Source organism: Alcaligenes sp. LTN-3 (assembly GCF_059735605.1).
In genome coordinates, this window is sequence record NZ_JCAPDN010000001.1 from 1,194,531 (window position 1) to 1,207,385 (window position 12,855).

Consider the following 12,855-nt stretch of genomic DNA (forward strand, 5'->3'; position numbering starts at 1 on the left):
TAGAGGCCAGCCGATAGGCACTTAGCCGATTAACCTCCGTCTACGACACGGAATATCAGCATTCATCTAGATGCTGACGGCCAAGCGATCAAACCACTTCAATCCAAAACACCATCGCCTAGTCTCAAAGTCACGTGTTCCAAATAGCAATGAGCACAAAAAAACCGCCTTGGATTTCCAAGGCGGTTTTTCTTTACAACGTCGATGACGAGGTGCAACACGGCAGCCTACTTTAAAACCTCAACTTGAGTGACGCATTAAGCAATCCGGTAGCACCGTCGCCATCAAAGCCCTGCTGATTACTGGATACTGCGGGTGAACGTAAACTCGCCGTCCTTCCAGTCCACAGGCACCACGTCTTTAGGACCAAAGCGGCCTTCCAGGATCAGGCGTGCCACCGGGTTCTCAATATACTGCTGAATAGCACGTTTCAAAGGACGGGCACCGAACACAGGATCGAACCCGGCCTTGGCCAACTGCGCCAAAGCAGCGTCGCTCACTTCCAGATGCATGTCACGCTGAGCCAGGCGCTGATCCAGACGTTCAAGCTGGATACGAGCAATGGACTCGATGTGTTCTGCTTCCAGACTGTGGAACACCACCACCTCGTCGATACGGTTCAGGAACTCGGGGCGGAAATGCTGTTTCACTTCTTCCCACACCACTTCCTTGATCACATCGTAAGGCTCGCCCGACAAACGCTGGATATGCTGCGAACCCAGGTTGGAAGTCATGATGATCACCGTGTTGCGAAAGTCCACCGTACGGCCCTGGCCATCCGTCAAACGACCATCGTCCAACACCTGCAAGAGCACGTTAAAGACATCCGGGTGAGCCTTCTCCACCTCATCCAGCAGAATCACCGAATACGGTTTGCGACGCACGGCTTCAGTCAGGTAACCGCCCTCTTCGTAGCCCACGTAGCCGGGAGGCGCCCCGATCAAACGAGCCACCGAGTGTTTCTCCATGAATTCGCTCATGTCGATGCGAATCATGTGATCCTCGGAGTCAAAGAGGAAGTTGGCCAATGCTTTGGTCAGCTCGGTCTTACCCACACCGGTTGGCCCCAGGAACAAGAAGGAACCATACGGGCGGGAAGGGTCAGACAGACCCGCACGCGAGCGACGGATAGCATCCGACACCAAACGTACCGCTTCACCTTGGCCGACCACACGCTTGTGCAGGTAGTCTTCCATTTGCAAGAGCTTTTCACGCTCGCCCTGCATCATCTTGGACACAGGAATACCGGTTGCACGTGAGACCACTTCCGCGATTTCCTCGGCACCGACCTGCGTGCGCAGCAAGCGAGGTTTGTCCTGATCGGCCTTGTCCATATTGGCTTCGGCCGCTTTCAGGCGCTCTTCCAGCTCGGGCAGCTTGCCGTACTGCAGCTCAGCCAATTTATCGAACTGGCCCTTACGTTGCAGCTCAGCCATTTCGGCACGAACTTTCTCGATTTCCTCTTTAACAACTTGCGAGCCCTGAACCGCCGCTTTTTCGGCTTTCCAGATCTCTTCATAGTCGTTGTACTCGCGCTGCAGCTTTTCCATCTCGTCATTGATGGCCTGCAAACGACGCTGAGAGGCTTCATCCGTGTCCTTGATGACGGCTTCACGCTCGATCTTCAACTGAATGATGCGGCGATCCAGCTTATCCATGACCTCGGGCTTGGAGTCAATCTCCATACGGATGCGGGCAGCGGCCTCATCGATCAGGTCAATGGCCTTATCGGGCAGGAAGCGGTCCGTAATGTAACGCTGCGACAGCTCGGCCGCAGCCACAATGGCCGGGTCGGTAATCGCCACACCATGGTGCAGCTCGTAGCGCTCCTGCAAACCACGCAAGATCGCAATAGTGGACTCCATGTCCGGCTCGTTAACCAGCACCTTCTGGAAACGACGCTCCAAAGCGGCATCCTTCTCGATGTACTGGCGGTACTCGTTCAGCGTGGTGGCACCAATACAATGCAGTTCACCGCGCGACAAGGCGGGTTTGAGCATGTTGCCGGCATCCATCGCACCTTCGGCCTTGCCGGCGCCCACCATGGTGTGCAGCTCGTCAATAAAGACAATGGTTTTGCCATCGTCCTTGGACAGCTCTTTCAAGACAGCTTTCAGACGCTCTTCAAATTCGCCACGGTACTTGGCACCGGCCAGCAAAGCAGCCAGGTCCAACACCAGAACGCGCTTGCCCTTCAGGGTTTCAGGCACTTCGTTGTTCACGATACGCTGCGCCAAACCTTCCACGATGGCGGTCTTACCCACCCCAGGTTCACCAATGAGAACAGGGTTGTTCTTGGTACGGCGCTGCAGAATCTGGATCGTGCGGCGAATTTCGTCATCACGGCCAATAACCGGGTCCAACTTGCCCAGACGAGCACGCTCGGTCAAGTCAGTGGTGTATTTGTCCAAGGCCTCACGATTGCTGTCACCTTCAGCGTCACTCACATTGGCACCACCGCGTACGGCTTCAATGGCCGCCTCCAGCGCACGGCGCTGCAAACCCGCATCGCGCAAAGCACGACCGGTTTCGCCTTTATCATCGGCCAGGGCCAGCAAGAACAATTCACTGGCAATATAAGTATCACCGCGTTGAGCGGCTTCCTTGTCGGTTTTAGCCAAAGCGGCTTGCAAGGCCGAACTGAGCTGCTGCTGACCTTCCGCCCCTTGCACCTTGGGCAGATTGGAGATCAGGCGGTTAAGCTCGTTTTCCAGGCGGGGAATGGCAACGCCCGCACGAGCCAGCAAACTGCCTGTGCCTGAATCGGCATCAGCCAGCAAGGCGACCAGTACGTGGGCGGGTTCCAAATAGGGATTGTCTTCGCGAACAGCCAGGCTCTGCGCATCGGCTAGAGCCTGTTGAAACTTCGTTGTCAATTTATCGATTCGCATAGAATTTTCACTTGAGAAAATATGCGAGAAGCTAAAGCAAACAGTTACTAAATACTGCTTGCCCAGATTTCGCAACAAATAACAGGATGAATTGAAGATGAGGACAAAAACCAAGTATTCAAGTGTTTAGATCGCTTTTAAACAACAGCATGCCAAGAGCAGTATTACCGCGCTGTACCCGGCATGGACAGCCGTTTCACGTGTGACAAGAGCCTTAAGAACTAAACATATTAAGGATTAGCGGGAATACCAACCAATAAAAAGCTACAATTACACTTGATTTGACTCAAAGATTTAGCGTTTCGCCATCTGACATTATTCCTTATGCAAAAACGTATCTCGGTTACCGCTGACTCCATACGCTGCTCCAGCTGTATGCTCAATGAGGTGTGTCTACCTCTTGGGATGCCTAAGCACGAAATGGAGCGGTTGGACGAATTAGTCAAGGAGCGCATCCGCATCCCTAAGGGCGGCGTGCTGTTTCGACTGGCCGACTCAGTCGAAGGAATCTATGGTCTGCGCTCTGGTTCGATCAAGATGCAGCTGGAAGATTCCACTGGCCACATTCAGATTACGGGTTTTTTATTACCAGGAGAAATCCTGGGCATGGACAGCCTGGTTGAAAATCGCCATGTTTCCCATGCCATCGCCTTGGAAGACAGCGAAGTCTGTGTGATTCGCCTTGATGATCTGGACCGCCTGTCGGCCCAGTTGCCTATATTGCAACAACAGTTCCGTCGCCTGATGAGCAAGGAAATCAACCGCGCCCATCAGTTGATGATGACCTTGGCTGGACTGCGCTCCGAACAGCGCCTGGCTGCCTTCTTGCTGAACCTGTCCCAGCGTCTATCACTGCTGGGCTACTCCCCTTACGAGTTCATTCTGCGCATGAGCCGCGAAGAAATCGGCAACTTCCTGGGCCTGACGCTGGAAACCGTCAGCCGCCTGTTCTCACGCTTTGCACGCGAAGGTCTGCTGAAAATCTCTCAGCGCGAAGTCCACTTGCTGGATCTGGCCGCCCTGCGCTCTCTGGCAGGCACGGAGTGCGATTGAGCCTCATGGCTGCTGCCTAGGCCTCAAACAGGCTGCTGAACGTCTTTACAGCCCACTATACTGCTCCCCAGCACCCAAGCCCACACAAAAAAAAAGCACATGCAATTTGCATGTGCTTTTTTATCGTTTGGTGCTTGTCCGAATCAGTCCAGACTATCTGCCGGTTCAGCCAATACCGCTGGCGAACCGGCCGACATATACAAGCTAAGCGCGCACGCTACTGCAACGGCCAACCAAAACAGAAAAAACGCCACCGTATAAAAGGTCAGTCGATCTACTTGCATATGTCCAAGCACAACGATGTCCAACGGGTCTACCAAAGCAAACACAATTGCACTGAGCACCCCGGCGACCAGGAATGAAGGCCACAGTATCCACATCAACGATCGGATGGTCATTCGTACCCCCTTCTTGAACGGAAACATACTTCTCTCAACCCTAGCGTAACGGTGAATCGATTACGTTTAGCGCTGCTCAGGGGCAGGCTCTACCTTGCTGACAACCAGACCCTGCTTGACCCCCCCGTCCGTAATCCCTTGATTACTGAAATTCTGAAAGGCCAAGACAATCGTAATGACGCAGCCCACAATAGCCAGAGCTGGCCCTGCCATCAACAACCATGGCCACGGCTCGCGCCACCAGGGTCCACTGTCCTTTGATTCGTCCATGTTTTGCTCTTTATAAAATTACTGAGGAATGTAAAAACTACTGCGTTCGTTCACATAGGTCTTGCGGCCCCCGTCGTGCTCGCCTACCGCCTGGATAGAAATATCATACAGGCCCGGCTTGGCACTACTAATTGGGACTTGCACCACGACCGGCAACAGTCTATTGCCTGCAGGCGCCACATGAATGTGATCCTGGCCGTTCTCGGTCAAATGAATGCGCGCGCCTTCCAGACCTGTGACGGACAACTGCAGCTCCATAGCCTCTTCCGAGGTATTGATCACTTGTAGACGGAACACGTTTTCAATCATGCCGCCGGGCACTTCGCGCCCCAGCGCGCCACGATCACGAATCACGTCCACGCGCATGGGCGTACGGGTCGCCAAGGTGTAGACGAAAGCACCACAAATGACGGCCAGGATCAGGATGTAAGACAACACGCGCGGTCGCAGCATGCGACGTCGCACCTGAGACTGCGTCATGCGTTCCTTGATGGCACGCTCTGAGGTGTAGCGGATCAGGCCTTTTTCGTAGCCCATCTTATCCATGACCTGGTCACAGACGTCCACACAGGCACCACAGCCGATACACATGTACTGCAAGCCATCACGAATATCGATACCGGTCGGACAGACCTGAACGCAGAGGCTGCAGTCCACACAGTCGCCCATACCGGCTTCTTTGTGGTCAATCTTGCGAGATCGGCCACCACGGGTTTCACCCCGCACGAAGTCGTAGGTCACCACAAAGGTATCGCTGTCCACCATGGCACTTTGAAAACGTGCGTAGGGGCACATGTACTTACAGACGGCCTCGCGCATGAAACCGGCATTACCCCAGGTGGCAAAGGCGTAGAACAAGAGCCAGAACCACTGCCAAGGGCCCAGGGACAGAGCGATCAGCTCGCCGCCCAGTTCGCGGATAGGAGCGAAGTAGCCAATAAAGGTAAAGCCGGTCCACAAAGCGATCACGACCCACAGGAAGTGTTTGGTGGCTTTGAGACGTAATTTACGAGCGTTCCAGGCCTGTTCATCCAGACGGATACGCGCCAGACGATCCCCTTCCACCTTGCGCTCGACCCACATGAAAATCTCTGTGTAGACCGTCTGCGGACAGGCGTAGCCACAAAACAAGCGGCCCGCCATAGCGGTGAAAAGGAATAAAGAGAAAGCAGATATCAGAAGCAGCACCGTCAGGTAAATAACGTCCTGGGGCCACAGAATCATGCCAAAGATATAGAACTTACGTTCCAGCAGGTCAAACAGCACGGCCTGACGGCCATGCCATTCCAACCAGGGCAGACCATAGAAAATGATCTGCGTGAAATACACCATCCAGATCCGCCAACGGGCGAACACGCCCTTGACGGATCGTGGATAGATTTTGCTACGAACATCGACCAGCGCCTTCTCGACTTGCGGAGAGGTTCCACCCGCTCCCTTGGTGTTACGTGGAGGTTGCCACTTGGGCACAGTTCCCTGCGCATTATCAGCGCTGGGTTGGGAAGAATCACTACTCATTGCATGTCCTGAAGGCGTCAGATCAATTTAAAAGACATTAGTTAGCCTGGGTCGGCGCGGGATTGGACAAGCCCCAAACCCAGCCCGCCAGCAACCGGATCTGCTCTGGCGTCAATGCTCCTTTTTGTGCCGGCATCTGGTTCGTGCGGCCCTGCAGCACCGTCTGAACGATAGTGGCCTCGGAACTGCCATACAACCAGTAATCGTCCGTCAGGTCAGGCGCTCCCATCAGCGTATTACCTTTGGCATCCGCGCCGTGGCAGGCAAAACATGCGCTGTCGTACACACGTTTGCCCGCAACCAGACGCAAAGGATCTGCCGCCAGACCAGACAAAGAACGCACATACTGAGCGACGTCCGATGCTTCAGCCGGGCTGAACTGGGACTGTGGCGGCATAATGCCGGTACGGCCTTCGGTAATGGTGTACAGAATCGCATCGGGTTCGCCACCCCACAACCAGGCTTTGTTGGCCAGGTTGGGGAAGCTTGGAGAGCCTTGGGCATCCGAACCGTGACACTGGGCGCAATTGTTCAGGAACAAACGCTGGCCAATTTCACGCGCTTGCGGATCATGAGCAATCTCTTCAATGGGCATTTCGCGGTAACGAGCGTACACAGGCTCCAGACGCTCATTAATTTCGGCCTGTTGCTGCTTGACCTGCTGACCAGCGGTAAAGCCCAAAGTCCCCTTGAAGCTACCCAAACCGGGATACAGCACCAGATAACCCAATGCAAATACACACAGGCCGATGTACATCACCGTCCACCAGCGAGGTACAGGTGTATTCAGTTCGGTCAGGTCACCGTCCCAGACGTGGCCAGTATCTTCCACGTCCACTGTTTTGCCCAGAAATGCGCGCTGGGTAAAGAGCAGCCACAAACAAAATATGATGCCAAGCAAGGCGATGCCGGAGATCCAAAGGCTCCAGCCATTATTAAAAAAGTCACTCATTCGGAACCCCCAGGGTTTTTATCGTTGCTTCCCTCGTCGGGCAAGGCGAAAGGCAGAAGCGCTGCTTCTTCGTTGGCCTGGCGGCGTCCCCGAGAGAACGCCCACCAGCAAATGCCAAGGAAGGTCGCCATCGCCAAAGCAGTCATAACACCGTTGATGATGGCTACCATTTAGAAGCTCCCCTGCTCCACAGCTTTGGCAGCTGCGTCGCGACTGGCCACACCCAAACCCTGCAGATAAGCGACGACCGCGTCTTCCTCGGTCTTGCCTACCAACTGCTCGGGCGCGGCATCAATTTGTTCCTGCGTGTAAGGCACACCCAATGTACGCAGCACATTCATGCGATCCTGAATGTTTGCACCTTCCACCGAGTTCTTCTGCAGCCATGGATAGGCAGGCATATTGGACTCTTTGACCACATTACGTGGATTGCGCAGGTGAATGCGGTGCCACTCATCGCTGTAGCGCTGACCCACACGGGCCAGATCCGGACCGGTACGCTTGGAACCCCACAGGAAGGGGTAGTCGTACACAGACTCACCGGCCAGCGAGTAAGGACCATAGCGTTGCACTTCGGACTGCAACATACGGATCTGCTGGGAGTGACAGCCAACACAACCTTCACGGATGTAGATGTCACGCCCCATCAGACGCAAGGGTTCGTAGGGCTCGACCCCTTCAGTGGGCTGGGTGGTCGAGTGTTGGAAAAACAAAGGAACGATTTGCACCAGGCCCGCGAAGGAAATCACCAAGATACTCAGAATGATCAACAGCCCGGTATTTCTCTCGATCGTGGCGTGAGAAAAGCGCTTATTAGTGTCATTAGCCATGATTTACTCCTTAGGCCAGCAAGGTGGTTTGGCCCACCAGCGCTGGGTCGCGGGCATCCGGGTTTTTCAGAGGCACAACGGGGTTGATATCTTTTTGACCTGCACGAATGGTCAGGAACACGTTCCAGGACATGAGCAAGATACCGGCCACAAAGAAGGCGCCGCCCAAAGCACGGATTGCGTAGAAGGGGTAAGTAGCCTTCACGACTTCCACAAAGCTGTACGTCAAGGTGCCATCCACACCGGTTGCACGCCACATCAAACCTTGCATGACACCGGCAATCCACATCGCGGCGATATACAGCACGACGCCCAGAGTCGCCAGCCAGAAGTGCAGGTCGATCAGACGAGGACGAGCCATTTCCGTGCGGCCGTACAAACGTGGGATTAGGTAGTACAAGGAACCGAAGGTAATCATGGCAACCCAGCCCAGCGCACCAGAGTGTACGTGGCCCACTGTCCAGTCGGTGTAGTGCGACAGCGCGTTGACCGTACGGATAGCCATCATGGAACCTTCAAAGGTGGACATGCCGTAGAAGGACAGGGCCACAACCATGAACTTCAGAATCGCATCAGTACGCAGCTTATGCCAAGCACCCGACAAGGTCATGATGCCGTTGATCATACCGCCCCAAGAAGGAGCCAGCAGAATCAAGGAAAACGCCATGCCCAGCGATTGCGTCCAGTCTGGCAAGGAGGTGTACAGCAGGTGGTGAGGACCGGCCCACATGTATGTAAAGCCCAGGGCCCAGAAGTGGACAATGGACAAGCGGTAGGAATAGATAGGACGGTTGGCCTGTTTGGGGATGAAGTAGTACATCATGCCCAGGAAAGACGTGGTCAGGAAAAAGCCCACGGCGTTATGACCATACCACCACTGAACCATGGCGTCCTGCACACCGGCGTAAGCCGAGTAGGACTTCATGAAGCTGACAGGCAATTCCAGGTTATTGAAAATATGCAGGACAGCGATCGTGACAATGTAAGAGCCAAAAAACCAGTTGGCCACATAAATATGACGCACGCGGCGCTTGACGATCGTGCCAAAGAACACAATAGCGTAGGCCACCCAGACCAGCGTAATCAGGATGTCGATGGGCCATTCCAGTTCAGCATACTCTTTGGAGCTGGTGTAACCCATAGGCAAGGTAATGACCGCTGCCACCAGCACGGCCTGCCAACCCCAAAAGGTAAAGGCAGCCAGCTTATCGCAGAACAAACGGGCCTGACAGGTACGCTGTACCACATAGTAGGAAGTGGCAAACAAGCCAGTTCCACCAAAGGCAAAAATCACAGCGTTCGTATGCAGTGGACGTAAACGTCCAAAACTAAGCCACGGTGTGTCGAAATTGAGTTCTGGCCAAATCAACTGCAAGGCAATAAAAAGGCCTATTGCCATGCCGATGACGCCCCAAAATACGGTCATGATGGTGAACTGCCTCACAATCCCGTAATTGAAGACTTCGGCGTTATTTCCGACTGCATCGGAAGTGCCCATTTGCTTCCCCTAAACAAACATTGTTAATACAAGCGACAACAAGCTACATCATCCCGCAAGTCGATAAACTGCTACTTGATGCTTATCAAAAAACATCGGAAAGCACGCGTTCACGCGTGTTTCCGCCCTGCAGACTGTGTGTCGCCGACCATTTGCAGGGCTAAAAAAACAAAACAGTAAGAATCAGGTATCAGGTGGACGCTCTGCGCCCGACAGACCCGCAGTGGAGTCGTCGTCCAGCAAGATGGAATCAGCTGCGTTGCCCGTATCCTCGAACTGGCCGGCAAAAATGGCCCACCAGAAAGACACGCCGATAACAATGACTAGAAAAATGGAGATGGGGATCAGGACCAGCAACGAGCCAAACATCTCAGCCCTGCCTTGCTGCTGGAGCGGTCCACTGGGCCGATACCTCGCGGCTGCGGCTGCGATAGATACGCCAAGAGTTGGCCGCAACAGCCAAAGAGGACACCAGCATAGAGACGGCAGCCAACCAAGGGGCCACAATACCCAAGGCCGCCAGGGGTGTCATCAGCAGATGCCAGACTATAGAACCGTACAGGTTTTGACGGGCGATGCGGCCCGTTTGCTGGGTCAGCTGTACAACTTCAAACTCGCTTTTGGCGGGTCGAGCCAGCAAGCCAGCATGCGCCGAGGCAACGGCTGAAGGAACCGACATAGACATAGCACAGGGACAGCTCATGACCAGCATGGCGACCACCACCGGAACGACATGCGAGGGGTCCATCCAGTACCAAACCAAACCAAAGGCGGCGGCCAACACCAACTGAATACTGACAAACCAGAAAGCCAAGGTATTGGCATGGCCTGTGACGGACTGACGAAAGCGTTCAATCAGGTCATGGGAGGCGGACTGCGTCACCGACTGGCGCGCGCACAGCTCCAGATAACGGGCCGTCAACAAAAAGGCCACGAACATCGTGACCGAGTCGTAATACACCTCGCCCTGCTGCGTCCAGGTGTTATAGACGCTAGGTAGGAAGGCGCCAACAATACCCAAGGCCACGGGCACATCCATGCCTACGCGACCTTCGGACAAGCTTTTGACAGCCCCCTTCAAGATGGGCCAGGCACAGTACAGGACAACGGGCATGGTCAAGCACAGACCGGCCCAGTTCATGAGCACAATGACTTGCGAAAGAGATTCAATATCTTCAGCACGAGTGCTGAAGGAGCGCATATAGCCGGGAAAAGCAAACATCATCACCTGCATGGCGGCCAGCCAAGACAGACCCAAACGGGCTAATGTGTGCCGCCGGCGTGACCGTTGCTCATCAGTGAGAGGCTTTGGGAGGGAAAAAATCGAATATGCGCGCATGAAAGGACTATAAGCCACTGATATTTCTTCATTCTTGATTTAAATCAATACGACTTTGTTTGGATCCTATATCGTTGTCCATATGCATCTTGTTCAGGCCGTTCCCCCCCCAACACGGCGCTAACTGTTCAATGCTTTCAAGGCTGCTTATTAGCAGCCTTTTTTTTATTCCCAAGCGCAAGGTGGAACAACGATTTTGCATTGGCTAATTACGCCTTGCGCGGCCAAAGTCTAGCACGCCTTTTCTCTATGCAAACGGCTTGATTTTCAAGGATTTTTATCACGAAATGATGCTGCAGCGCGAATGCAAATCAATTCATGAAAGCTTGAATCCTGAATTTAACAATACGCAGGCTTTGCCAGCCACGTCGCAAGCCTTTTCAGGCCTGTTTTCTGCTTCCTTTTCGATACTTTCAAAGTCTGTTCAAAACCCCTTCCAATAAATATCAAGCCTTCAAATTTGATATTTGAAATATGTAGCTTTTAAGCAAAAAAGTGGCACCCAAACAAAAAGCAGCCCACCGACTGGAGCGTACGGTGGGCTGCCTGCAACCAGAAAAGGGGCTATCTACCCTTCCCTGTCCTGCTTATGCCTCGGAGGGCGCGAACTGCTCGGCTTCTGTGGAGCCGGCCAGCGCGGTCGTCGAGGACTTACCGGCTTCAACTGTCTGAGTGACAGCGTCAAAGTAGCCTGTACCCACTTCGCGCTGGTGTTTCACAGCGGTAAAGCCCAGCGGTGCAGCGGCGAACTCTTTTTCCTGCAATTGAACGAAGGCGCTCATCTGGTTGCGGGCGTAGCCGTGAGCCAGTTCAAACATGCCGTAATTCAGTGCGTGGAAGCCAGCCAGAGTGATGAACTGGAACTTGTAGCCCATGGCACCCAGTTCGCGCTGGAACTTGGCAATGGTGGCGTCATCCAGGTTCTTCTTCCAGTTGAACGATGGCGAGCAGTTGTAGGACAGCAGCTTGCCAGGGAACTGACGGTGAATAGCTTCGGCAAAGCGGCGAGCGTATTCCAGATCCGGCGTGGAAGTTTCGCACCAGACCAGGTCGGCGTAAGGAGCGTAGGCCAGACCACGGGCAATGGCTTGGTCCAGACCTGCACGGGTGCGGTAGAAACCTTCAACCGTACGCTCATCCAGAATGAAGGGGCGATCGTACTCGTCCACATCGCTGGTGATCAGGTCGGCTGCGTCTGCATCGGTACGGGCAACCAGAATCGTGGGAACGTCCAGAACATCAGCGGCCAGACGAGCAGCCACCAGCTTGGAGATGGCCTCACGAGTTGGCACCAGCACCTTGCCACCCAAGTGACCACACTTCTTGGCCGAAGCCAGCTGGTCCTCGAAGTGAACGCCAGCAGCGCCAGCCACAATCATGGCTTTCATCAGTTCAAATGCGTTCAGCACGCCACCGAAACCGGCTTCCGCATCAGCCACGATAGGAGCAAAGTAATCCACGTAGCCTTCATCGCCTGGGTTCACCCCTTCCATCCACTGGATCTGATCACAGCGGGCCAGCGAGTTGTTGATGCGGCGCACCACGGAGGGCACCGAGTTAACGGGGTACAGCGATTGGTCAGGGTACATTTCGCCGGCACTGTTGGCATCGCCAGCCACTTGCCAGCCCGACAAGTAAATCGCTTTCAAACCGGCCTTGACCTGTTGCATGGCCTGGTTACCCGTCAGGGCGCCCAGCGCATTGACAAAGGGTTCCTGATTGATGGACTGCCACAGACGTTCTGCGCCACGGCGAGCCAGAGTGTGCTCCTCGACCAGAGAACCACGCAAACGAATGACTTCCTCAGCGGTGTAACCACGCTTGATACCTTGCCAGCGTGGATCTTCTGCCCAGCGTTTTTGCAAGTTGCGGATCTCAGTTTCTCGAGCATTCATGATGGACTCCTAAGATGGATTTAACAGTGAACAAGATGACTACAGTCTACCCAAATGCTGCATCGCAACCATGTTTTCTATCTTATATAAGAGTAAATATTTTTTCCTTTTATATCAAATATATAGATAATTTATTTCGAGATATGAAATGACTTATCTGTTTATGAAATGAAAAACGGTGCAGCGCGACAGCCGGTTTTTGCATACTGAG

12 protein-coding genes are annotated in these 12,855 nt (G+C 54.0%); 1 reads left to right on the forward strand and 11 read right to left on the reverse strand.

Going from position 1 to position 12,855, the window contains the following annotated elements; genetic code table 11:
- Positions 1-299: 299 nt before the first annotated feature.
- Positions 300-2,891, reverse strand: coding sequence for an ATP-dependent chaperone ClpB (gene clpB / locus AC6I6N_RS05620; protein WP_094197085.1), 2,592 nt, complete (start codon positions 2,889-2,891; stop codon positions 300-302).
- A gap of 324 nt (positions 2,892-3,215) precedes the next feature.
- On the opposite strand from clpB, the gene AC6I6N_RS05625 reads away from it, so the two are divergent.
- Positions 3,216-3,944 carry a helix-turn-helix domain-containing protein gene (locus AC6I6N_RS05625; RefSeq protein WP_094197086.1) on the forward strand — a complete coding sequence of 243 codons (729 nt, stop codon included), beginning with the start codon at positions 3,216-3,218 and terminating at the stop codon, positions 3,942-3,944.
- A gap of 143 nt (positions 3,945-4,087) precedes the next feature.
- Here AC6I6N_RS05625 and AC6I6N_RS05630 read toward each other — a convergent pair whose 3' ends face one another.
- The 10 genes from AC6I6N_RS05630 to aceA all read right to left on the reverse strand — a co-directional run bounded on the left by AC6I6N_RS05630 (position 4,088) and on the right by aceA (position 12,644).
- Positions 4,088-4,342, reverse strand: coding sequence for a hypothetical protein (locus AC6I6N_RS05630; protein WP_094198378.1), 255 nt, complete (start codon positions 4,340-4,342; stop codon positions 4,088-4,090).
- 66 nt (positions 4,343-4,408) lie between these two features.
- On the reverse strand, positions 4,409-4,612 hold the full coding sequence (locus AC6I6N_RS05635; protein WP_094197087.1) for a FixH family protein: 204 nt from the start codon (positions 4,610-4,612) through the stop codon (positions 4,409-4,411).
- Between the two features lie 18 nt (positions 4,613-4,630).
- Positions 4,631-6,130: a cytochrome c oxidase accessory protein CcoG gene (gene ccoG / locus AC6I6N_RS05640; protein WP_094197088.1), complete on the reverse strand. Its 1,500-nt coding sequence runs from the start codon at positions 6,128-6,130 to the stop codon at positions 4,631-4,633.
- A 37-nt stretch (positions 6,131-6,167) separates the two neighbouring features.
- Positions 6,168-7,082, reverse strand: a complete 915-nt coding sequence (gene ccoP, locus AC6I6N_RS05645; protein WP_125276683.1) for a cytochrome-c oxidase, cbb3-type subunit III — start codon at positions 7,080-7,082, stop codon at positions 6,168-6,170.
- Entirely contained in the window at positions 7,079-7,252 is a 174-nt protein-coding gene (locus AC6I6N_RS05650) for a cbb3-type cytochrome oxidase subunit 3 (RefSeq protein ID WP_094197090.1), read from the reverse strand. Before AC6I6N_RS05650 ends, ccoP begins: the two co-directional genes overlap by 4 nt.
- Positions 7,253-7,912 (reverse strand): cytochrome-c oxidase, cbb3-type subunit II, encoded by a 660-nt coding sequence (gene ccoO / locus AC6I6N_RS05655; RefSeq protein ID WP_125276682.1) that lies wholly within the window; start codon positions 7,910-7,912, stop codon positions 7,253-7,255.
- Between the two features lie 10 nt (positions 7,913-7,922).
- Positions 7,923-9,410 (reverse strand): cytochrome-c oxidase, cbb3-type subunit I, encoded by a 1,488-nt coding sequence (gene ccoN / locus AC6I6N_RS05660; RefSeq protein WP_125276681.1) that lies wholly within the window; start codon positions 9,408-9,410, stop codon positions 7,923-7,925.
- Positions 9,411-9,593: 183 nt separating this feature from the next.
- A complete protein-coding gene (gene ccoS / locus AC6I6N_RS05665; protein WP_094197093.1) occupies positions 9,594-9,779 on the reverse strand; it encodes a cbb3-type cytochrome oxidase assembly protein CcoS in 186 nt (61 codons plus the stop codon).
- Position 9,780: 1 nt separating this feature from the next.
- The gene (locus AC6I6N_RS05670; RefSeq protein ID WP_199827926.1) at positions 9,781-10,749 is read right to left on the reverse strand and encodes a hypothetical protein; all 969 of its coding nucleotides are present in this window, start codon (positions 10,747-10,749) and stop codon (positions 9,781-9,783) included.
- Positions 10,750-11,336: 587 nt separating this feature from the next.
- Positions 11,337-12,644, reverse strand: a complete 1,308-nt coding sequence (aceA, locus tag AC6I6N_RS05675) for an isocitrate lyase (protein ID WP_009455950.1) — start codon at positions 12,642-12,644, stop codon at positions 11,337-11,339.
- Between the last annotated feature and the right edge of the window lie 211 nt (positions 12,645-12,855).